Source organism: Nocardiopsis quinghaiensis, from assembly GCF_008638365.1.
Classification (GTDB): Bacteria; Actinomycetota; Actinomycetes; order Streptosporangiales; family Streptosporangiaceae; genus Nocardiopsis; species Nocardiopsis quinghaiensis.
In genome coordinates this window covers 217,399-239,523 of the sequence record NZ_VWVU01000005.1, presented here as the reverse complement: position 1 = coordinate 239,523, position 22,125 = coordinate 217,399, and the positions used below count along the sequence as shown (strand labels likewise).

Here is a 22,125-nt window from a genome sequence, read left to right as displayed (position 1 = left end):
GGGCGCACGAAAGGCGTGGCCGCTCCGGACACCGGCCGAGCCATCGGCGCGCACCGCTGTCAAGGAATCCGCTCCGGAGGGAGCGCACAAAGCAGAAAACGAGGTCCCCTCGATGCGCCGAGACGGCGGTCGAGGACGCTCTGCGAGGAAGGGTGTCCGCAGCGGCGAAGAAGAGCTCCTCCGAAAGGTTCTTCAGCCGTGGTCAGGAGAAGTACAGCAGGAGGTCGTTTCCGCCCCGGTCGACGGAAAAGTCCTCCACCCGTCAGGCCACCACGTGCGCAGGCTCGTTGCGCACCGCCTCCGCCCGAAACCGCCCATCCCCGGGTCACCGAGGCCATCGGTCAGGTGGGGTGCGTCCAAACGGCCCAGGGGTTCGAGTACGACTGGGCCGGCGTCATCATCGGCCCGGACGCAAGGATTCGTAACGGCCGCCTCATCACCTGCAACGGTGCCAACAAGGATCAGGGAGTTCCGCCTACGTCCCTCACCGAGGAGCAGGCCTCGCCCTACATCCGTCACAGCTACGAGGTGCTGCTGACCCGCGCCCTGCGGGGGCGGTGGTCTACGCGGCGGCCCCGGAGACCCAGGCGCGTACTGAAGGAGCTGGTCCCGCCTCTCAAAGCGCCTGCGGACTCCCCGGCCACCCGCCGACGTCCGCCGGGTGAGCAGTTGTCCCTGTTCGACGCGTATTCCCAGGCCGCACGCCTCGTCCGTGTTCGGTGACCGGAAGCGGACACGGGCGTGCGCGCGTGGCCGCCACCGAGGAAACCGAGGGTAACCGTCAACACGGACCCACGAGGTGAAGCGGTGCCCACTCCCCCCGGGCAGATTCCGTCCCCGTCCGTCAGCCCCGACCCGATCGACACCCTGGCCGCGGTACGCGGCCGGATACTGCTACACGTCAAGGACATCACCAAAGCACCACTGCGCCAGGTGTCGCACAGCATCAGTGGTGTGGTCTTCTCCGGTAAGAGGGCCCTCGCCAACCAGGAGTGGTTCACCAGGAGCATCAACACCGAGTGCCCCACCCTCGTGGACCCCTCCTCCTACGAGGAGCACTACGCCACCCCCGAACGCCCCTTCTACGATGAGGATCCTCCCCCGCTGTTCGAGATCCCCGCGCCGCGCCCGGGTTCACCGCGCGTGGCTCCCCGACACCTCAGGCTGACCTCGACCCGGTACCTCAACTGCGATCCGACTGGTGAGGCCGCGCTGCGCACAGCGGTGGCGCGGGTGAACACGACCAATGACCCCGCGCTGGTCCTGGCCATCCCCGTTGACGTGCGGTGGCTCGACGAGCGACGGGACCTGCTCGTCTCCCTGCTCCGCGAAGCCCGTCCGCCCAAGGCGCTCATCCTGGGGTACAACGGCAACCCCGTGGAACACGCTGGCAGGGCCGGGAAGCTGCGCGAGATCATCTCGCACTGCCCGGAGACGGCCCTGGTGCGCACCGACCTTGCGGCGGTGGACGTGATGGTCCACGGAGCGGCGTTCGCGGCGATCGGCGACTCCTCCAGCGTTCGACACACCGTCCCTCGGAGCAGGAGGGGAGGTGGGAACGCCTCGGACTCCAGTCCCAACGTGCTGTACGAGCCCCTGCTGGACTACTTCCGCGGCTCCACCCTCGCGCGCTATCTGGATGAGAAAGCCCGGGAGTGCACGTGCTCCGCCTGTTCCCGATGGGCGGACGACCACCACCGCTCGTCGGGAGGCCGAACGCCCACCAGCTTTGTCGACCCGGCCGACATCAGGAACACGCATGCGCACAACATGGCCATGTGGTCCCGGTTGTGGGCGGATATCAGTGCAGAGCCCACCCCGAAAGGGCTCGTGGCCATTGGCAGCGACTCTGCAAGAACGCGGTCAACGAGTTCAGCTGGCACCACAGAGGGGTTTCCGAGTACACGAAGGTCTTCAAGGAGCCAAAACACCTACGATTCTGGGCCGGACTCAGCGACTGACCACACGGCCCGACGCATTCGACCCCGTGGACCCGGTCGCGTGCCCTCGCTCCTGGCGTACCCGTGCGAAGACCCGCTCAGCGAGTTGCCAGTGCAGCGGCGCGACGGGCTCCCGGATCTCGGTGCCCGGAGGCACCAGGACCCGCATGTCCTCACTCCGGATATCGGCGAGCCCCACACCGTGGTAATCAGCCTCCAGACGGGCGTGGTCGGTCTCCCCGGAGGGAACACGAGACAACGCCATGCGTGGGGCTACGGCGCCCAACGCACAGCTTCGGCCGAGTGCGGCACGCCAATCCCCGCCCTGGGTGACGAGTAGATCCAGTCGCACCGGTACGTCAGCGAGCCGAAGCACCCGACGGTTCCTACGTCTGCGCGTCCAGGCGGGAACGGAGGGGAAGATGTCCTGCTCACGGTCGGTCAGGGTGTCGACCGGAACCCACTCCCCCAACGGCAGTGCCTGAAGCACCTGGTAGACCCCCAGTCGTGGGCCGAGGGCCCTGCCTCCGGCGCGCAGCGCGTACTGCTCCTGCACGGGACGGTAGACGGCCGTGACCGGGACACCGAGCACGCACAGGTCAACGGTCCGCGCGCCCGCGGATCCAACCAGTGCGCCCACGTGCCGGGGTTGAAGGCCCAAGTCCATTCCACCGATGGTGGCAGAGAACGTGCTCCCTCGGCGTGGTCATCCACAGGCGGGCCGGTGGGCGGCCGGGGCCGCCCACCGGTCTCAGGAGGTCACGCGCGGGCTTTCGGCATGAGCGATGTCAGAAACTCCTGGGTCTCCTCGTCCGTGGAATACAACCGGCACGAACCCATCCCGCGTGTCATGAGCACGCGGTAGATGTTCCGTGCGTAGGTCAGGTACTGTTCCCGGGTCGTGTCCCGCATGACCCAGTCCTCGCTGTGTCCCGGATCTGCCTGCCAGCGATCGTCGCGCCACACGAAGTCCGGGCCAAGGATGACGCCGGCGTCGTCGTACTCCAGGCCCTGTGCGGTGTAGACACATCCGATCTGGTTCTCGCCACCGGACTGGGTCGCCCACATCTGGCTTTCGGGAGCGATCTCCTCACCATGATCGTCCCGAAGCACGAAATTGAGGTTCCAAGGCCGTTTCCAGACCTGAGGACTTCCGTTCTGGCCATGGCGCCATTCGATGCGAACCTCGGGAAGCGGCGGCTTCACCTTGACCTTCTTCCACGGCCAGCAGAATCCCGCGCTGATCCTGGGAACGCGTCGGCGGCTCAGGCAGTCTTCGAGCCAGAGCTCCAACTCGGAGGGATTCTCCGCCACCCCCAGATCGTAGTCAGGTCCCTCCCAACGTCTCGGCACTCCGTAGAGCAGATCGTCCACCCACGTGGCGAACGAACGCGAACCGCTACACCGAAAGTTTCCGGCCAGGTCGTAGGTGACCACACGTGCGCCTTCGGCCCGCGCCGCTGCGAGGACCTCCTTCTCGGTGACACCCTCGTCCGGGCGGACGATCTGCCGCTCGTCGAGGAAAGCGACCACGACCGGCACGTTCCTGAAATGCGTTCCCAAGTGCCTGGCGAATCCACCTCCTGCCCGTTTGAGTCGGTGTACCTCGTCGAAGAGGACGATCAGGGAGTCCTTCACGACCGACCCGGGAAGTTGGAAGTAGTCGTGGTACAAAATGTCTCCGGACTCGCTGCGCAGTTGCTTGACGAGGGTGCCCGAAGGAGTGATGTAGCGCGGTTTGGTCCCTCTGCTGAGGAAGAACGCCAGCAACTGGACCGCCAGCACGGTCTTGCCACTGCCAGGACCGCCCTTCACCAGGACGACTTGCCGTTGACGTTGTTGCAGAGCCGTCTCCACTGCATGCCGTACGGCCACATAAGCCTTCTGCTGGCCACCGACGAGAGCGAACCTGGTGTTGTTCCTCAGAGTGTCGGACAGCTTGTCCAGAAGGCTCTGGTTGATCGACCAGTCGGCGGCCTCGAACGCTTCGACGTCGCTGGGCGCTGGCGCGCTGATCCCGACAACCCGCAGGAGTCGGGCCAGTTCTACGCCGCCCGGACTCTCATCGGCTTCCTGCCCGCTGACGATGGGGAATTCCGCGTCCGGATCCGTGGTCAAATCGCTGACTTGCTGCGCGGTGGCGTTGTGCAGGAACACCACGCCCCTGGACTCCAGATCGAAGGAGTCGTGGCTGAAGCGCCGACGAAGGAAGTGGACATAGCCTCCGACCTGGGCGACCGGGTTGAGCGCTTCGTCAGTCGATCCGTCCGGGAACCGAAGGCGGACCAGGTACTTGCTCAGCACCTTCACATCGGTCCACTGCTTCAGCTCCACCACGGCGGCGACCAACCGCGTGTCACTCCGCTTACCGAGAAGGAGCGCGTCGAAGCGGCTCGCGCCGTCTGCCGCGCTGCACTCCAGGTACAGCCACAGGTCTCCGAGGCCGGCCTTGGCCAGCGCTTCGACAAGCGGCTTCCAACTCATGCGCCAGCTACGGAACTCCGCGGTGCTCGGTTCCCCGAAGCCCGCCGCACGATAGCGCTCCCGGCACTCCTCGAAGAAACCGGGACGGTCCAGCTCACTGAGTGTGTCACTGACCGTGGCGGCGTGGATGTGCAGCAGGGAGGTGGTGGGGGCGGTTTCGGGCATCAGCTCTCTTCCACGTGGGCGATGTTGTACCGGTGCCAGGCGAAGTAGTCGGCGCTCGCGTCGGTGTGTGCGGTGCACGTGGCACCGAGGCGCCCGACGGCGACGGTGAGGTCGGCGGAGTCCTCGGACTGGGCCGCGGGACGGATCGCCCCATCCGCGTCGACGTAGACGTAGCCGTGTTCGAAGAGCGAGTCGCAGCCGAGCACGCAGGCGAACATGACGTTGCTGAGGTCTCCGCGCTCTTGACGGGAGGTCACACTGCGCCGCTTGATGTGAGCGGTGTGCACGAGCCGCTTGGGCAGCAGGAGCTGACAGAGGTCGCAGGGAACTTCGTTCCTCCCTGCGAGTTTTCTGCGGCGCAGTGCCTTCTGCTCCGTGCGAGCGCGGACATAGGCCAGACGGTCGGTCACCGGTGGCAGGTCGAGTGCCGCGATGTCCGCGGGGTCGTCGGCATCACCGGAGGCGTCCGCCGGCTTTCCGGCCTGGACGAGTTCCTGCTGCCATTCCCCCAGGACCTTGGCCAGGACCTTCTCCATGAAGGAGTCCTCGTTCGCGGGAGGTGTGGCGGTGCAGCTGTTGGTCGCGGAGCGCCGTAGGGCTTCCCATGCGTCGTCGCCGATGTCGGTTCTGCCGACGTCCTTCCATACCTCCAGCACGTCCATTGGCAATCGGTACGGATACGTTTCGTCATCCCAGACCGGGGTGTGTGCCTCGTAGAGACCGCCGGTGAGCCGGGTGATGATCAGCTCGGACACCGTGCGTCCCTGTGCCCGCTCCGCCTTGATCCTTCCCAGGCCCAGATAGCCCAGGACGAGGTAGTCCCCCGCGTGGAGGGACTGGAGTACCTCCAGGTGCGACTTGCCCTCCACAGCGCCGGGCTTCCAGCCCCATACCGATTCACGGATCCCGGTGTCGAGGTTCTTCCGCCCCTTCTCACCCACGTACACGAAAACCGTCGCCACGGTCCTCCCCTCTGGCGGGCACGACCCGCGAACTCTAGAACGCTCATATCTGGCATCACGGCAAAATGTCAGCAAGTCGGCATATGGTACGAGTTGCTCACGACGTTCGGAGCCAGTACCGAACAACACCGCGTCCCACCTCGTGTTTCGTGGAGAACCGTTTCCGTCGGCGATGACGCCGTTAGCCTGGTCAGATACGACCTGCGGCCCGACAGGCTTCCGCCGAGGACACGCCTCCACCCGCACGAGTTCCCCTTCGTGCTGCCCTGGAGTGTCTTTGACGGCCTTTCGCCGATCCGCCGCGTCCCTGTCCCGCTTCTCCGAACTCGAGGGGCAGCTCGGCGAGCTCCTCGCCGAGCACATGCGCTTCTCGACCGGACGCTCTACCAGCCCGTCGGAGGTTCGCTCCTGGAACCGGAGCCTGCCCGCCCTGGCCGGCGACCTGGTCGACGCGGGCCTGGGCGACGTCGAGGTACTGATGGAGTATCGCCTGCCCCTGTCCGACAAGCGTGTGGACGTGGTACTCGCCGGTCACCATCCCGAGACGAACGACCACAGCTACGTGGTCGTCGAGCTCAAGCAGTGGAGCGAGGCCGAGTCGTGGGAAGAGGACCCGACCATGGTGCTGGTCCCTCACCAGCCCGGAGGCCCCAAGCTGCATCCCGTCCTGCAGGTGCGCAACTACTGCTCCTACATCGGCGACTTCGTCTCCTCGGTCACCGACCCCGACAAGCAGATCCGAGGCGCCGCCTACCTGCACAACGCCTACGATCCGGCCGTGCGCGACCTCTTCGACCTTCCGCAGGACGGCAACGGCCAGCTCTTCACCGCCCAGCGGCGCGGTGAGTTCCTGGACTTCCTTCGCAGCAGGCTCGCACCGCTTCCGGGTGCCGAGGCCGCGGACCGCCTTCTGGGAGGGAAGGTACGTCCCAGCCGCCAGTTGATGAAGGTCGCGGCGGCCGAGGTCAAGGAACGGACCCAGTTCACCCTGCTGGACGAACAGCACACCGCGTTCCGCATGGTCATGCACGCGGTGGAACGGGCCCACGAGGAGGACCGGAAGACCGCCGTCATCATCAGCGGCGGCCCCGGCAGCGGCAAGAGCGTCATCGCCCTGTCCCTGCTCGGCGAGCTCTCCCGCAAGGGGGTCAGCACCATGCACGCGACCGGCTCGAAGGCCTTCACCACGACCATGCGCAAAGTGGCGGGGAAGCGCAGCCCGCGGGTGCAGGAGCTGTTCAAGTACTTCAACAGCTTCATGACGTCCTCGCCGAACCAGTTCGAGGTACTGATCTGCGACGAGGCGCACCGCATCCGCGAGACCTCGGCCAACCGCTACACGAAGGCCACTCTGCGCACCGGGAGGCCCCAGGTGGACGAGCTGCTCTCGGCGGCCAGGGTCCCCGTCTTCCTCCTGGACGAGCATCAGGTGGTGCGGCCCGGCGAGATGGGCACCATGGAGACCATCCGCCAGCACGCGAAGGACAAGGAGTACCAGGTTCACCAGATCGACCTGGACGGGCAGTTCCGGTGCGGTGGCAGCGCGCTGTACGAACAGTGGGTCCTGCGCCTGCTCGGCCTCGCCCCCGGCGGGCCGCTCCCCTGGGAGGGCGACGAGAACTTCGTCCTGAGCACGGCCTCCTCCCCCACGGAGATGGAGGAGTTCCTGCGTCCGACACTGGAGCAGGGCTACACCGCGCGACTGAGCGCCGGATACTGCTGGCCCTGGAGCAAGGCCGAGAAGGACCGCCCCCTGGAGAACGACGTCCGCATCGGTGACTGGGCCCGCCCCTGGAACAGCCGACTGGACCGCTGGCTTCCGGGTGTGCCCCCGAGCGCTCTGTGGGCGACGGAGGAGGGCGGCTTCGACCAGGTGGGGTGCGTGTACACGGCCCAGGGCTTCGAGTACGACTGGTCGGGAGTCATCCTGGGACCGGATCTAGTCTTCCGTGACGGCCGACTGGTGGTGGACCACATGGCCAACAGGGATCCCGCCCTGGGGAAGAAGACCACCGACGCCGAGGCCGAGGCGCTGATCCGCAACACGTACAAGGTGCTGCTCACTCGTGGGATGCGGGGCACGGTCCTGTACTCGACGGACCCGGAAACCCAGGAGTTCCTGACCCACCTGGTCGGACGGTAGGAGAATACTCAGGTCGGGTGGGTCGTCGTCTACGCTCCCTCTGTTCTGCGATGCAGGCCTCCGAGAGGTGGTGAGGGTGCCGGGTTCCACTCCGAACCGCATGTTGATGGGTTCCGGGTCGCGTGCCCGGGGCCCACCGGACCGACTCAGTCCTGGGGTCACCGGCCTCGAAAGCGTTCCGGTCAGTTCACGGCGCTCGGAAGCATGCAAGAGGTGACCCCGACGGCTGGCTTCTCCTACCCGTCCAGGACCGGACCGCTCTCAGCCGCACCGAGCATCCTGAAATCCTCGGTGTCCTCCTCCGGTGTGGCCGAAGGTCCGGCACAGGACCGCTCCTAGCGCGGCCTTCCGCAGATACCCGATCTACTGAGGGTGCCTGTTCGGGAGCCGGTGTGAGCACGGCCCCCAGGTGTTCAGGCGACCACCACGGACACGGCGAGCTGGGCGACCGCGGCCATCCCCGAGACGATGGTGGCCGCGGCGACCACCGCGGGAAGCGCCCTCTTCCAGCTGGCGAAGACCTTCGCCCTGAGTTCCGCCCACTTGCCAGTCCGCAGCATCCATTTCACGTTCTGCCAGCGGTGCGCCTCGAGGTGGCATCCGGGCAGGAGACCGGAGGAGTTGTTCCGGCACCGTCCCTTGTCTCCCCGGTTCCACGCACCACACGGCAACGGCATCTGGAAGAAGATGTAGAGCACGGACACGACAGATCCGATCATGATCATCATCGGTCCGACTTCCGGAATCAGCCATCCGAACAAGGTGAACAGGATAGCCCCGATACCCCAATAGCGCCATGTGTCCTTTGCTTTGCTCTTCGTAGCCATGCCCTGATCATTCAGGAGATGTCTCTGGCTGCACAAGGAGAATCAGGAGTGGATTCTGTCCCCTTCTGGACAGGCAAGAAGAGCATACCCGCGCGAGATCCGGGAAGATCGAAGTGCTCTTAAAAAAGAGGTGGTCAGCGGACTTCACTCATCCCACTTGGCAGAACTGGCTGATATCCAGCCAGCATTATTCGACGCCAGAAACCATCGCGGACACAAGTGACAAATCAAGACATTAATATATGCAAGCGGCCTTTTGGGCAGAAGCCATAGCGGGTTCACCACTGCTTCCAAGTGAAGAAAATGCGTGCGAGCTGGTAGCAGGTCCTCGTGCCGCGCATGTGACTGAGGTTGAGTGGCGGGTCCAAGAGGGCGAGCACCTCCTACTCCGGTGCGCGCTGACGACGTCCTGGTCGGATGGGAGCAGCCGTTCGAGCACGTCGTCCTGGGCGAGGCGCCGACGACAGCGGAGTGCCGTCGAATTCCGCCCGACCGCATCATCGTCCCCAACGGCACCACCGTGGAGGGGAGGACGTGTCGCTGGCTCAGAGCTCCCGAGGGGGAGAGCACCCGGACCCCGGCGCGGCGGGGCCCGGGCGGGGGTCAGCCCCTGGCGGCGGGCTGCCCGGCCTCGACGGGCAGACCGGCCTCCACCCAGTCCTGGATGCCCTCGCGGTACTTGCGCACCCGGGTGTAGCCGAGCCCTTCGAGGGCGGTGGCGACGGCCTGGCTGTTGCCGCAGGCGGGATTGGAGCAGTACACGGCGATGAGGGCGTCCTTGTCGGGGAGCAGTTCCGCCGCCCGGTCCGCGACCTCGTCGGCCGTCAGCGCTAGGGCGCCGGGCAGGTGCTGCTGCTCGTAGTAGATGCCGCCCAGGGCGTCGACGACGGTCACGGTCCCGTCGTCGATGTGCTTCCTGAGGTCGTCACGGCTGATCAACGTGGTCATGCCACTCTCCTGACCGGACCATGGTCCGGTTTTGTCGGCGAAAAAAATCGGACCGCAGTCCGCTTACATCCGTGAGCATAAGCGGACCAAAGTCCGCTTGTCTAGTAGAGTGACGGTGTGAACGACGAACTGCTGCAGGTCCTGCGCCGTGCTCCCCAGGAACGCGCGGACGCCGCCCGCAACCGGTCCCGGGTCCTGGAGGCCGCCGACCGGCTGTTCGCCGAAGGCGGCGTGGCGGCCCTGACCGTGGACGCGGTCGCGCAGGAGGCCGGAGTCGGCAAGGGGACCGTGTTCCGGCGCTTCGGCGACAAGTCCGGCCTGGTCTCCGCGCTGTTGGACCAGCGCGAACGCGAGCTCCAGGAGGCCGTCGTCTTCGGCGCCCCTCCCCTGGGCCCCGGAGCGCCCGCGCGCGAGCGGGCGCGGGCCTTCTTCGACGCCTACCTGACGTACCTGGCCGATCACCTGGACCTGGTCGGGCTGTCGGAGACGGCCTCGCCGGGAGCCCGCTTCCGCGTCGGTGCGTACGTGTTCTGGCACCGGCACCTGGCCCTGCTGTGCGCGGACCGGCCCGACCCCGACCACCTCGCCCACGTGCTCCTGGGGATGGCCGCCGCGGACCTCAACACCGAACTGCTCGCCCAGGGCGTGGGGTGGGACCGCATCCGCGCGGGCGTCGCCTCGGCTGTGGACGCGCTGGTCGACCCCTCCTGCTCCCCCTGAGCGCGGGCCCCGGACGGTCGGCCAGGAGCCGCTGGCGGATCACAGGGGCAGTGTCCGTGCCCGCCCGGCCCACACTTTCGCAAAGGACGGGTGCGGCAGGGTGGTGGGGCGTGCGGTGGATGGAACCCTGGAGCGACGTGGACCGGCGGCGTCCGGACCCGACGGAGAAGGTCCGTGACGTGCCCGGGGAGCGGATGAGTAGACGGTTAGGCCTGGGCCGAGCCCCTCCGCGCGGAGGGATGAGGTGTGTGCCCGTACGGACGACGGATGGACGGACGGATGAGCGAGGGGACGACCGGCCGGGGCGACATGGTGCTGGGCCGGATCCTGCAGGAGAGCCACCGGATGGCCCCCGACGAACTACCCGCGCTGCTGCGCCGGCACTACGAGGACCTGGGAGTCACCAGGCTGACCGTGTACCTGGCCGATATCCAACAGCAGACCCTGATCGCGCTACCCGACGAGCGGACCGAGCAGCCTCGGCCCGTGGCGGTCGAGTCCAGCCTGGCGGGCTGGTGCTACCGCACCATGTCACCCCGGATCGCCACCTCCGACAGCGGAGACCTGACGTTGTGGCTGCCGGTGCTGGACGGCATCGAACGGGTCGGCGTGCTGAGCGTGCAGGCCCCCGTCCTGGACACCGCCGCCCTGGAGCTCTACCGATCGCTGTCGCCGCTGATCGCCCTGCTCGTGATCACCAAGGGCCTCTACAGCGACGCCTACACCCGCGTGAAGCGTACCGCTCCGATGCGGCTGCCCGCCGAGATGGTGTGGACCTTCCTTGCGCCGCGTACCGTCGGCAGCCATTCGGTCACCTCCAGCGCGGTTCTGGAGCCTGCCTACGACCTGCACGGGGACGCCTTCGACCACACTCTGAGCAGTAGCACGCTGTACACCGTCATCCTGGACGCCATGGGTCACGACCTGGTCTCCGGCCTGACCGCCTCGGTCGCCCTGGCCGCCTACCGCAACGCCCGCCGCAACGGCGCGAACCTGGAGGAGATCGTCGACACCATCGACACCAGGGTCAGCGAGGTCTTTCCCGACCGCTACGTCACCGGAGTCTTCTCCAGTCTGGACCTGGTCAGCGGACAGCTGAGCTGGATCAACTGCGGTCACCCCGCACCGCTGCTGCTGCGCGACTACGAACCGGTGCCCGGAGCGCTGGAGCGTGCCCCCGAGCCTCCGCTGGGCCTGGGCCGCGACTTCCCCGGCACCGAACGCCGGGTCCACCGGAGCCACCTGGAACCCGGCGACCGCATCCTGCTCTACACCGACGGTGTCACCGAAGCCCGCTCTCCCCGTACCGGGGAGCTGTTCGGAGAGGAGCGCTTCGCCGGATTCGTCATGCGGGCCCTCGCGGCCGGGGAGTCCGCTCCCGAGGCCCTGCGCCGCCTCGTCCACGCCATCCTGAGCTACCAGCAGAACCGGCTCACCGACGACGCCACCATCGTCCTGTCCGAATGGCATCCTCCCCAGCCCTCCACTTAGGTCTGATGGAAGATTCCGTTCGGTGAGTCCGCAGTGGCAGACCAGGGCTGCTCCCGGGCGGGCCTCGCGGCCGTGTCCTTCGCCCTGACGCACCCGGCCAGGACGACACGTCGCCTCCGGTCGGGCGGGCTCCTCGGAGAAGGTCCTCGCGCTCTGTCGGCGCGCGGTACCCCACATCCGCCTCACCGGGGCCTGGGGGTGTTTCGACGGTACCGGCCGTGTTCCGCGCCTCGTTCGTGGCGGCGGTGGATCGGTCCGCTCCAGGGCCCCAGGCCCCGAACGCTCACCGGTTCGAAGGGGAACCGCAGCACTTCTTGTACTTGCGGCCCGAGCCGCACCAGCAGGCCTCGTTGCGGCCGGGCGGCCACGACCGGAGCCTCGGGTCGTCCGGGGTGAGCTCCAGTTCCGCCCAGTCCAGGGCGGTTTCGCCGTCCGCCGGTCCCAGGCCGAGCCGTTCGGTGAACTCCACGATCTCCTCCACGCCGTGCAGCACCACGCTCCACCGCGTTCCGGGGTGCTCGCGGGCCCGCTCCCGCAGGGTCCGTTCGGCGGCGCGGTAGTAGGCGTCGGCGCCGTGCTCGGCGGTCTCCCCCGTGAGCAGTTCCCGGGAGCGGGCCTCGTCGAAGGCCTCACGGGAGTAGAGCGCCTCCACCTCCCGATCCGAACCGTTCCCCTCCGGTCCGTCCTCCCCCGGCCCGTCCCCGCCCTCTTCACCGGAGAACTCCAGTGCGCCCTCCACCTGCCGTCGGGCCACGGCCATGGCCACGTCGTCGTGTGCGTCGAGTGGCAGTCCCAGCTTCATCCGTGCCAGCAGACGGCTGACGAGCGGGGCCAGGGAGAGGTCGCTCTCGTCCGCGAGCTCCTCCGGTGGTTCGGCGAGCAGCCGCCGGGCGGCGACGTTGTGGCAGTGCAGCGCCTCGTCCCACCGCTCCAGCTTCTGGAGGTCCTCGCCGAGGACCTGGGCGGGGCCCTCGGCCAGGTGGCCTGGACGGAGCAGCCCGGCGGTGATCCGCTCGGCCTCGGCCTCGTCCCGCACGCCCCGGCCCTCACGCAGGAGCTTGGCCAGCCTGATGGAGGCGTGCTGGCGGTCCTCCGGAGCGGGAGCGTGGTCGCGCACGGTCTCCAGCAGGCGGCGGGCCTGGTCACCCAGCTCCGTACGGTCCAGGTCCGCGACGAAGTCCATGAGGAGACCGCCCGCCTGCTCGGGGGCGGCGGTCATGTCCTGCAGGAGGCGGTCGGGTAGGCCCAGGTCTCGGAGCGCGGCCATCAGGGACGCGCCATCGCTGGCGGGGGTGGCGGCGGGAGCGTGGTCGGTCATGGTGGTCAGCCTAGGGTTCGCCCACACCCCGAGCAGCCCGTTTCCGGGGACCGATGACCCCGATGAGGCTCCGCGGGCCCGGCGGGGGCGGTGTCGGCGGGGTCGCCGTCTCCGCCACGCACCGGACCTTCGCCCGACCCGGCCCCTTCACGCCCCCGGGTCAGTGGTGGGCCGGGGAACCGCAGCACTTCTTGTACTTGCGGCCCGAGGCGCACCAGCACCTCTGGTTGCGTTCCGGAGGCCAGGGCAGGATCCAGAAATCGTCGCGCCTGTCCTGTGCCCAGGCCCGGCGGGTGGCCTCGTCGGCCGGATCCAGGCCGTGGTCCCTCGCGAAGGCCGCGATCTCGTCGGCGCCGGCCAGGAGCGTGTACACGGGGGTTCCTGGGTGCTTTCGGGAGTACCCGCGCAGCGCGCGCTCGGTGTCCAGGTAGTAGGCGTCGGGTTCCCGGCCGTCCGTCTCCGGGCTCAGCAGTCCCAGGGAGCGTGCTTTTTCAAGGCTCTCGCGGGAGAAGGCCGCCCGGACCTCCTGGACGGGCTCGGACGCTTCCGGCCGGAACCCGTCGCCGCCCCGGCCGGGGGATTCCCCGTCCCAGTCGAAGGCGTCGCTGTTCTCCCGCAGGTAGCGCTCCACCACCGCCAGGGCGAACCGGTCGTGCGCGTCCAGGGCCAGTCCCAGTTCCTCGCGTACGCGGGCACGGCCCACCAGCGGTACCAGGTCGACGAGGCCGAGGCCGGCCAGGCTCTCGGCGGACCGGGCGAGCAGGCCGCGGGAGGCGATGTTGTAGCAGTACAGGGCCTTCTCCCGGTTCTCCGCCCGCCGGAAGTACCCGGCGAGCACGTCCGCGGGGCCCTCCAGCAGGTTTCCGGGGCGCAACAGCTCCTCCAGGATCCGGTCGGCCCTCGCCCCCGCCGCGTCCTCTCCGCTCCCGTCCAGCATCCGCACCAGGTCGATCGAGGCGTACTGACCGCTCTCGGGCGAGACGGGGTGGTCCCGGAGCGCCTCCACCAGCCGTTGTGCCCGGTCCGAACGGCCGTCCGCCTCCAGGTCGCCCACGGCGTCCCGCAGGATCTCCTCGGTCCGATGGGGGTGGTCCACAAGGTCCCGCAGGACCTCCTCGGGCAGACCCGCCTCCCGGGCCACGGCCAGGATCCGGGTCGGGGCCTTCTCGGAGACGGGTGTTCCGGGTGTGCCATCAGCCATGGCCCGACGCTATCGCCGCCGCCGTGCCGGTGCGGGGCGTTCGAAGAACTCCGTCGGACGCGGTCCCGCGCGTCGCGGCCGTGGACGTGGGGTCGGTGCGGTGTCAGTCGGGCTCCTCGTCCAGTTCACGCCAGCGCACGGACGACACGTCCGGCTCCAGGCTGAGTCTGCGGACCAGCTGTTCCATCACCTCGTCCTGGTGTCCGCTGACGATGATGTCGGCGTAGACGATCATCGAGCCCTCGTCGCCGTCGGAGCGGCGGCAGTCCAGGGAACGAAGTGTGTATTCGGTCTCGGACAGGGCCTGGAGCAGCAGGGCCCGCACGTGGGTGTCCTGGGAGTCCGTGCACACGACCCGGATCCGGTAGACGGTGTCGGTGTCGGTGTCCGGGATGTCGGCGTTGGAGCGCTTCTGCAACCGCCGGGCGACCGGGCGCAGCAGGACGTTGGCGCCCACGACCGTCACCGCGCCCATCGCCGCTCCCACGTAGAGGCCGCTTCCGGCCAGGACGCCGACGGCCGCGGCGCACCAGATGGTCGCGGCCGTGTTGATGCCGCGGATGTTGATGCCGTCGCGCAGGATGACGCCCGCGCCGAGGAAGCCGATGCCCGACACCACCTGGGCCGCGACACGGGTGGGGCTGACCTCGTCGACGGTGTTCGCGGCCAGCAGCACGAACAGCGCCGAGCCCACGGACACCAGGGCGTTGGTCCGCAGGCCCGCCATGCGCGCCCGCCACTGGCGTTCGACCCCGACCAGCGCTCCCAGGGCGAACGCGCAGCCGAGCCGCAGTGCGAACTCCCACCATTCCAGCATTCGCGCCCCCCACAGGTCTCTCGTCCGGTCCGTCTCGGCAAGGACCGCGGCGAGCCGTACCGGGTGGCGGCCTTTCGAGGCGTGCCCGAGGGAGCCGCGCCGCACCCACCGGTACTGGCACGGCTACCCCCCGTCGTACCCGCATACACCCACTCGCATGTGAAGTGACCCAACCACGGCGGGATTTCGGACAGGGAGGTCGTCCTGTGCCCACACGGGACACTGGTGTGTATAGTCATGACCGATCAGCTGTCGGCACAGACGGGATGGGTCCATGGGCACCGGTGACGTGGAGGTCAGCTCGGCTGACATCGCCCGGATCGCGGGGGTCAAGCCCACCGCGGTGAGCAACTGGCGGCGTCGGCACGACGACTTCCCCAGACCGGTCGGGGGCACGGACCGCAGCCCCCGGTTCGACCTGGGCCAGGTGGAGGAGTGGCTGTCCACCCACCGCCAGGTCACGAGCATCGACCCCGACCAGCGGCTGTGGCAGGCCCTGGACTCCCTGCGCGCCTCGGTGCCCGCCGACTCGGTACTGGTCTGGGTCGGGGTGCTCCTGCTGCACCTGCACCGCGAACCCGGCGACCTGGACACCGACGACCCGGTCGCGCTGCGGGGAGGGGCGCGCCAGGCCTTCGAGGACTCCCTGAGGCGGGCGGGCCTGGCCGCCCTGGCCGATCAGCGCCCCGGAACGGTTCCCGACGAGCGGTCGGAGGTCCTGGCCGACGCGGCCGTGCGGGCCGCGCGCCAGAGCGGGCCGCGGGCCGCCTTCGAGCACCTCCTGGGCCGCCTGGACCAGCGCGCCCCCTCCGGCTCGCACACGGTTCCGCCCGAGCTGGCCGACCTCATGGCGCGCCTGGCCGGGATCAGGTCCGGGGCCGAGGACACAGGAGCCGAGGACACAGGAGCCGGGGACACCGTGGCCGATCCCGCCTGCGGGCGGGGCGAACTCCTGCTCGCCGCCGCGCGCGGTGGACGGCGCGCCCTGCTGGGGCAGGACCGGGACCCGGTTTCGGTGTGGTTGGGCGCGCTGCGGCTGGCCTTCGCCGACGCCCTGTCCGGGGAGGCGGACCTGCGCGTGGCCGATGCCCTGCGCTCCCCCGCCTTCGTGGCGGGCGGCGCCGACACGGTCCTGTGCGCCCCGCCGTTCGGCGAGCGCAACTGGGGCGCCGAGGAACTCGCGGAGGACCCCCGGTGGACGCACGGTGTGCCCCCGCGCCTGGAGTCGGACCTGGCCTGGGTACAGCACTGCCTGTCGCAGGTGCGCCCCGGCGGTTCGGCGGTGGTGCTGATGCCGCCGGGGGCCGCGCAGCGCCCGTCGGGGCGCCGCGTCCGCCGGTCCCTGCTGCGCGCGGGGGTGTTCCGCGCGGTGGTCTCGCTCCCGCCCGGGTTCGCGGCCCACTACGCCGTGCCCCTGCAGCTGTGGGTGTTGCACCGCCCCGACCGGGACGAGGTGCCCGCCCCCGTCCTGCTCGTGGACACCGCCCCGCACGAGCCCGGGCAGGTTCCCGCGCAGGCCCACGTCGTCGACCTCGTCGACCGGGCCTGGAAGGGCTACCTGGCCGACCCGAACGGGTTCGCAGAGCAGCCCGGGACGGCGCGGGCGCTGGAGGTGGCCGACCTGATGGACGAGGACGTCGACCTCACCCCCCGCCTCCACCTTCCGCTTCCGCGCACCTCGACCGGGGACCTGGAGTTGTTCGCCGAGCGCCGCAGGAGGCTGGAGGGCGCGCTGCGCACACTGCGCGCGCTCCTGCCCGAGGCGCCGCGGGTCGAGCCCGGCGGCGACGCGGCCGGGCTCGTCACCCTCGGGGAACTGGCCAGGGCCGGGTCGGTGACGATCCGGCGGCCCGTCCCCCGGCGTTCGGCGGAGGAGGCCGGCCCGCGGACCAGCGCCAGGGTGGTCACCGGTGAGGACGTGGTGCGGGGGGCGGCCCCCTCGCGCACGGGGGAGGTCGACGCCGACCCGATGCGCAATCCGCCGATCCAGGAGGGCGACGTCCTCGTCCCGGCCGTGGCGCGCAGACCCGCCGCCCGCGTGGCTACCGCCGACGACGAGGGGGCCTACCCGGGCGGCGGCCTGTACGTGGTGCGCACGAACCCGGGCGCGGTCGACCCGTGGTTCCTGGCGGGCTTCGTCACCAGTTCCGGGGAGTCGCAGAACACCGCCCGGGTGAGCAGCAGCATGCGCGGCCAGCTGAGGGTGGATCCGGCCCGGATGCGGCTTCCGGTGCTGCCGGTGGAGGAACAGCGCCGGTACGGGGAGCTCTTCCGGCAGGTGTCGAGGTTCCGTGAGGCGCTCCTGGAGTTCCAGGAGTGGGGCGGGGAACTGGCCGACCAGGCCGTGGACCTGATCGCCGGGCAGTGGGAGACCACCGACCACCCGTCCTAGTCGTTCTGTCCTGAGAGGTCGGGTCCGCGGGAGGGCGTGGCGACCAACGGTCCTCGCCACGCGGCGGGTCCATGCCGGGCGTCCGGCGGGTGTGGTGGGCGGGGTCAGGAGCCGTCGATGACGCGCTTGCCGTCTTCCTCCTCCTTGACGATGGTGAAGGAGTCCACCGTCTCACCCTCGGCGGTGGCGGCCTGGTACACCAGGGTGCCGCCGTTCACCGAGACCGTCTGGAAGGTCTGGGCTCCGGTGCGCTGCACACGGACCTCGGCGCCGTTCCCGGTCCAGTCGTCCTCCTCGGCCTCGTACATCTTGGGGCCGGTCACCGCGGTCACGTAGACCGGACCGGTCTGCACCTCGGGTTCCCGCGTGCGGTGCTCGGCCAGGTTGCCGCGGCTGTAGGAGTGGTCGTGGCCCTGCAGGACCAGGTCCACGTCGTACTCCTCCAGTACCGGGAGCCACGCCCGGCGCAGCGCTTCGTTGTCTCGTCCGGGGTTGCCGGGGAAGAGCGGGTGGTGGAAGGTGACCACGGACCACTGGTGGGGGTTGTCGGCCAGTACCTGTTCCAGCCACCGTCGCTGCGTGTCCAGCCACCGGTCGGCGCTGCGCGGGGCGGCGTCGCGGTGGTTGGAGTCGAGCACCACGAACCGCACCCCCTGGTAGTCGGTGTGGTAGACGGTCCTGGCCAGGCCCGTGGGCCGTTCGGGACCGTTGCCCGCGCCGGGGAACTGGGGTGCCCAGTAGTCGCTCAGGCCCTCGGAGCCGTAGTCGTGGTTGCCGGGGCTGGCCAGGTGGTTCATGCCGCCGGTGGCCAGGGGGCCGAAGGCGTCGAACCACGCGTCCCACTGGGACTCGCTGTCGGCCGAGTCGACCAGGTCGCCGGAGTGCACGGCCAGCCGGGCGTCGGGGGCGGCCTCCAGCCCGGCCCGGATGACGGGGGCCGCCTCGTCGGCGATGTCGTCCTGGACGTCGCCGAAGTACAGGAACTTGAAGGGCTCGGCTCCCTCGGCGGCGGTGGTGAAGGTGTACCAGTCGCTGACCGCGTCCTCGTCGTCACCATCGCCGTCGCCGTCGCCGTCGCCGTCGCCGTCTTCGCCGCTGCCCTCGCCGATCCGGTAGCGGTGGTCGGTGTCCGGCTCCAGGCCGGTGACCGTGGCCGCGAAGACGGAGTCGACCTCCTCCCCGCCGGTGGGCCTGCCCTGGATCCGGCTGGTCCGTCCGGAGCCGTCCTGGGGCTCGATCTCCAGGAAGGCCTCCTCGGCCCCGGCCGCGCGCCATGTCACGGTCTGGGCGGTACTGGGGTCGGTGGTGGGCGAGAGGAGGACGTGGTCGATGGTCTCCGTGTCCGGGGACTGGGGAGCGCAGGCGCACAGCCCGGCCGCGACGGCGGTGCCGCCCAGGACCGCCAGAGCGCGGCTCCGCGCGGAGCGGAGCGTGGTGGCGGACATGGGGTCACCTGACCTTTCCTCCGGCGGGGACCGGATCACGAACGCGGAAGAGGCCCGCGGGTTGCTCTGGTTCGGGGCCCGGGGCCCGAAGGCCCCGGGCCCATGCCCTTCGACTACCCCGTACCCGGCTACTGAGTCCGGATCAGTGAGTTCAGCAGGGGGCCGAACTCCTCGTCGGAGGTGTGCAGTGAGACCGACCCGGCCTCGTGGTCGATCGTGGCCCCCACCGCACGCAGGTCGGGCGGCGCTCCCTGCTCGCGCGAGCGCGAGTCGGGGTGCCACCAGTAGAGCTGGGGGCTGACGGGCTTGTCACCGTCCTCGGTGAAGCGCTCGGCGATCTGCCGCATGCTGTCCATGGCGGCGATCGGGTTCCCCTGGCCCAGGGGGTGGGCGACGAGTGCCTCGGGTACGGGGAGGACCACCAGCGCGCCGTGCGGGAGGTCGCCCAGATGGCGGTCCAGGGCGTGCACCTGTGCCGCCACGTAGGGGTGCTCGCCGCCGATGTGCACGATGCGGGCTCCGTTGAGCTCGTGCTCGCTCGTCTCCACGTCCTCGTCCACGGAGGCGGCCACGGCCTGGGCGAAGACCTCCCCGTCGGGACGGCCGGAGCGCTCGTGCGCCTGCCGGGGCAGCGGCTGCAGCGACTCGGGGGTGTCCACGACCACGGTCTGCCACAGGCCCGGGGCTATCTCACGGGTCACGAGGGAGTCCAGCACCCCCTCGGGGAAGGCGGAGACGGGGTAGAGGCGGACCCGGAGCTGCCCGGCGGGGTCGTCGGATCCGGCCTCGCGCCGGACGGCCTGCCCCAGCTGGTCGAGGGCCGCGCGGGCGAACCCGGCGGTGTTGTCCGCGACCTGCTCGGGGGTGGCCCCGCCCAGCGCCGAGCGCAGGCCGCTGATGTCGGTGCTGGCCTGGTTGCCGTCGGGCAGCGGCAGGACCAGGGTGTCCGCGTCCTGGAAGGACACCTGTGCCCCGGCCTCGGCGAAGGCGGTGACCAGGGCGTTGGCCACCGTGTCATCGGGGTCCACGGGGTGCTCCCCGGCGGACCCTCCCCGTTCCTGCGCGGCGCGGGCCATGTAGCCCGCGAAGTGGGCCGCCAGGCTCGCCTGGTGCTCGATCGGGGAGATGATCGCCTGGTCGAAGGTGTCCTTGAGGTCTCCCTCCAGCAGGACCGTGCCGTCGGACGCGGACACACGCAGGCTGGTCGGCGGCAGGTAGTCGGCGTTGAGGCCCTCGTTGGCGCACGCCTGCACCAGGGCGTTGCCGAACTCCGACACCATCTGGTCGGGATCCAGCTGCCGCGCCTGGTCGAGCCTGGCGGCGAACCAGTCCGGGATCTGGTCCTGGGGCCGGGGGAAGCGCTCCAGCTCCTGCGCGTAGGCGAGCGGGCTCACCTCGAAGGGCAGTTCGGGCTCGGTGTCGTGGTTGTACTCGATGTTGAGCTGGTGGGAGTGGTGGACCGAGACGATCATGGAGAGCCAGGTCCCCTCGCCCTCCTGGAAACCGGACCGCTTGAGCGCGTCGACCGTTTCCGCGACGCCCTCGGGCACCTCCACCTGCCGGACCTGGCCGTCCGCGTCCTGGACGGCGAACATGTCGCTCTGATGGGCGCCGATCACCCTGGCCAGGTAGGTGAGCTGCTGCCAGCCCTCGGGGGTGGCCGCGACCAGTTTCCTGGCGAGGTCCTGGATGAGGTCTTCCTGCTCCAGCGGGCCGGGGGGTTGGGTGGTCATGGTGCGCTCCGTGTCCGTGTGGGCGTGTGGCCTGTGCGGCGGGTCCGGTGAAGGTGACGCGGTCCGCGTCCTCCTTCCTATCTGGTCGCCGGGACGGAGTGTGTCCGGGCCCGTACCCGACCGCATTCGCCGGATCGGAGAAGAGCGCCGGAACGCCGAGCCGGGCCCGGTCGCCGGGGCTCGTCCGGTTCAGTCCGGGAGGGCGTCGAGGTAGACCCAGGCGCCCTCGTGGCGCACGAAGCGGCTGTGCTCTTCGAGGGCCTCCTCCTGGCCGCTCTCCCGGTACACCGCGCGGAAGGCGACCGTGCCCTCGCTGTGGAAGGGGGTGCCGCCGGTCGTGGACAGGATCTCCAGGCGCACCCACTCGGTGCCCGGGTCCGGGTCCAGGCGCCGTGGCCGGGTGCTGGGATGCCAGGTCCGCAGCAGGTGGTCGCGGTCGCCGACGGCGAAGGCGCTGTAGCGCGAGCGCATGAGCTGCTCGGCGGTGGACGCCGGGGCCTCTCCCCGGTGCAGGCGGCCGCAGCAGTCCCGGTAGGCCGCTGACCCGCCGCAGGGGCAGGGAGCGGCGGCGTCGGCCGCGGGCGGGGGCTGGCGGTGGCGTGGTCTGCGCTGCGACATCCTCCCATTGTGGCCTCCCGCGCCGGCAGCCCCTGACGGGGCCGTGCGCCCCGACGGAGCGGCCGGCCCCGCCAGGGGATGACCGCTCCGCCAGGGCGCGGGCCCCGGACGGCCTCGGACGCTCACATGGTGTTGACCACCAGGCCGATGTGCGTGTAGTAGTTCAACGCCCCGAACAACAGGAACACGATGCCGGCCAGTCCCCACACGACGCCGATCACGGTCCACAGCCGTGACTTCAGGGACCTGAGGGCGAACGGGAACAGCACCGCGCCCACCCCCACGAGGACGTAGAGCCCGGAGATGAAGGCCGCCTCCAACCACGGGTAGTCGCTGAACGCACCGGAGACGGGTTCCTGCGGCGGTGCCGCGAACAGCTGGAAGACCCAGCCCGCCGCGGCGATGCCGAACGACGCCAACCCCATGCCGAACACCAGTACCGACACGGGACCCGCCACCCGTACGACGTGCGCGGCGGGGTTCTCGTGGCCGGTCAGGACGTCACCGCGCTTCCACAGGTACAACGCCGCGGCCAGCAGCAGTACACCGAACACCAGGCTCGGCTCACCGAAGATGATGTTGTCGAAGGCGAACCCGCCCGGCGCGAGCGGCCAGGTCAGGGTCATGTGCAGGCCCGTGGTCGCCAGCAGCAGACCCAGCGTTCCGAAGGCCAGGGCCCACCCGTCCGGCACGATCCGCCGACCGCTCAGCAGCGCACGGCCCAGCGCCACCACCAAAATCAGCCCGGCCCCCGCCGCGACCGCCATCACCGTGTTGTACGTGGGCATCGTCGCCCAGTCGATACGGAGTCCGCCTTCGACCCCGGTCAGAAAATCCCCCATATGCCGTAACTCCTCGCTCTCAGCGTCGAAGCGCCGTGCCGGGCGCCGGATGGTCCTGCGAAGCCGGGGGGCCTCCCGC

General features: G+C 69.8%; 17 protein-coding genes. 6 read left to right on the top strand and 11 right to left on the bottom strand.

Features of this window, described 5'->3' with window-relative positions; translation table 11 throughout:
- Positions 1-15 precede the first annotated feature (15 nt).
- Together FYX01_RS27250 and FYX01_RS26160 are read left to right on the top strand one after the other, a co-directional pair.
- Positions 16-723: a DNA/RNA helicase domain-containing protein gene (locus FYX01_RS27250; protein WP_394350464.1), complete on the top strand. Its 708-nt coding sequence runs from the start codon at positions 16-18 to the stop codon at positions 721-723.
- A gap of 84 nt (positions 724-807) precedes the next feature.
- Positions 808-2,280, top strand: a complete 1,473-nt coding sequence (locus FYX01_RS26160; RefSeq protein ID WP_190394310.1) for a hypothetical protein — start codon at positions 808-810, stop codon at positions 2,278-2,280.
- Between the two features lie 419 nt (positions 2,281-2,699).
- On the opposite strand, the gene FYX01_RS13445 is transcribed toward FYX01_RS26160, so the two are convergent.
- Positions 2,700-4,589, bottom strand: a complete 1,890-nt coding sequence (locus tag FYX01_RS13445) for a DNA/RNA helicase domain-containing protein (RefSeq protein WP_150241139.1) — start codon at positions 4,587-4,589, stop codon at positions 2,700-2,702.
- Entirely contained in the window at positions 4,589-5,551 is a 963-nt protein-coding gene (locus FYX01_RS13440) for a hypothetical protein (RefSeq protein WP_150241137.1), read from the bottom strand. Before FYX01_RS13440 ends, FYX01_RS13445 begins: the two co-directional genes overlap by 1 nt.
- A gap of 277 nt (positions 5,552-5,828) precedes the next feature.
- Between FYX01_RS13440 and FYX01_RS13435 the strand changes: the two genes are divergently transcribed.
- Positions 5,829-7,694, top strand: coding sequence for a DUF2075 domain-containing protein (locus FYX01_RS13435; RefSeq protein ID WP_150241135.1), 1,866 nt, complete (start codon positions 5,829-5,831; stop codon positions 7,692-7,694).
- Positions 7,695-8,107: 413 nt separating this feature from the next.
- Here the strand turns inward: FYX01_RS13435 and FYX01_RS13430 are convergent, their stop codons facing one another.
- Both FYX01_RS13430 and FYX01_RS13425 read right to left on the bottom strand, forming a co-directional pair.
- Positions 8,108-8,521, bottom strand: a complete 414-nt coding sequence (locus FYX01_RS13430; protein WP_150241133.1) for a hypothetical protein — start codon at positions 8,519-8,521, stop codon at positions 8,108-8,110.
- Between the two features lie 603 nt (positions 8,522-9,124).
- On the bottom strand, positions 9,125-9,469 hold the full coding sequence (locus tag FYX01_RS13425; protein WP_150241131.1) for a rhodanese-like domain-containing protein: 345 nt from the start codon (positions 9,467-9,469) through the stop codon (positions 9,125-9,127).
- Positions 9,470-9,586: 117 nt separating this feature from the next.
- Between FYX01_RS13425 and FYX01_RS13420 the strand changes: the two genes are divergently transcribed.
- Both FYX01_RS13420 and FYX01_RS13415 read left to right on the top strand, forming a co-directional pair.
- A complete protein-coding gene (locus FYX01_RS13420; protein WP_190394309.1) occupies positions 9,587-10,189 on the top strand; it encodes a TetR/AcrR family transcriptional regulator in 603 nt (200 codons plus the stop codon).
- Between the two features lie 279 nt (positions 10,190-10,468).
- Positions 10,469-11,680: a PP2C family protein-serine/threonine phosphatase gene (locus FYX01_RS13415; protein ID WP_150241129.1), complete on the top strand. Its 1,212-nt coding sequence runs from the start codon at positions 10,469-10,471 to the stop codon at positions 11,678-11,680.
- Between the two features lie 283 nt (positions 11,681-11,963).
- Here the strand turns inward: FYX01_RS13415 and FYX01_RS13410 are convergent, their stop codons facing one another.
- From FYX01_RS13410 to FYX01_RS13400, 3 genes are all read right to left on the bottom strand, one after another.
- Positions 11,964-12,998 carry an SEC-C domain-containing protein gene (locus FYX01_RS13410; RefSeq protein ID WP_223830437.1) on the bottom strand — a complete coding sequence of 345 codons (1,035 nt, stop codon included), beginning with the start codon at positions 12,996-12,998 and terminating at the stop codon, positions 11,964-11,966.
- A gap of 160 nt (positions 12,999-13,158) precedes the next feature.
- A complete protein-coding gene (locus FYX01_RS13405; RefSeq protein ID WP_150241127.1) occupies positions 13,159-14,199 on the bottom strand; it encodes an SEC-C domain-containing protein in 1,041 nt (346 codons plus the stop codon).
- Positions 14,200-14,302: 103 nt separating this feature from the next.
- Positions 14,303-15,016 (bottom strand): MgtC/SapB family protein, encoded by a 714-nt coding sequence (locus FYX01_RS13400; protein ID WP_150241125.1) that lies wholly within the window; start codon positions 15,014-15,016, stop codon positions 14,303-14,305.
- Between the two features lie 274 nt (positions 15,017-15,290).
- On the opposite strand from FYX01_RS13400, the gene FYX01_RS13395 reads away from it, so the two are divergent.
- Entirely contained in the window at positions 15,291-17,408 is a 2,118-nt protein-coding gene (locus tag FYX01_RS13395; protein ID WP_150241123.1) for an N-6 DNA methylase, read from the top strand.
- Between the two features lie 104 nt (positions 17,409-17,512).
- Here the strand turns inward: FYX01_RS13395 and FYX01_RS13390 are convergent, their stop codons facing one another.
- From FYX01_RS13390 to FYX01_RS13375, 4 genes are all read right to left on the bottom strand, one after another.
- Positions 17,513-18,853 (bottom strand): purple acid phosphatase family protein, encoded by a 1,341-nt coding sequence (locus FYX01_RS13390; protein ID WP_150241121.1) that lies wholly within the window; start codon positions 18,851-18,853, stop codon positions 17,513-17,515.
- A 128-nt stretch (positions 18,854-18,981) separates the two neighbouring features.
- Positions 18,982-20,586, bottom strand: a complete 1,605-nt coding sequence (locus FYX01_RS13385) for a hypothetical protein (protein WP_150241119.1) — start codon at positions 20,584-20,586, stop codon at positions 18,982-18,984.
- 189 nt (positions 20,587-20,775) lie between these two features.
- Positions 20,776-21,204: a YchJ family protein gene (locus FYX01_RS13380; RefSeq protein ID WP_150241118.1), complete on the bottom strand. Its 429-nt coding sequence runs from the start codon at positions 21,202-21,204 to the stop codon at positions 20,776-20,778.
- A gap of 122 nt (positions 21,205-21,326) precedes the next feature.
- Positions 21,327-22,046: a DUF981 family protein gene (locus tag FYX01_RS13375; protein WP_150241116.1), complete on the bottom strand. Its 720-nt coding sequence runs from the start codon at positions 22,044-22,046 to the stop codon at positions 21,327-21,329.
- Positions 22,047-22,125 lie beyond the last annotated feature (79 nt).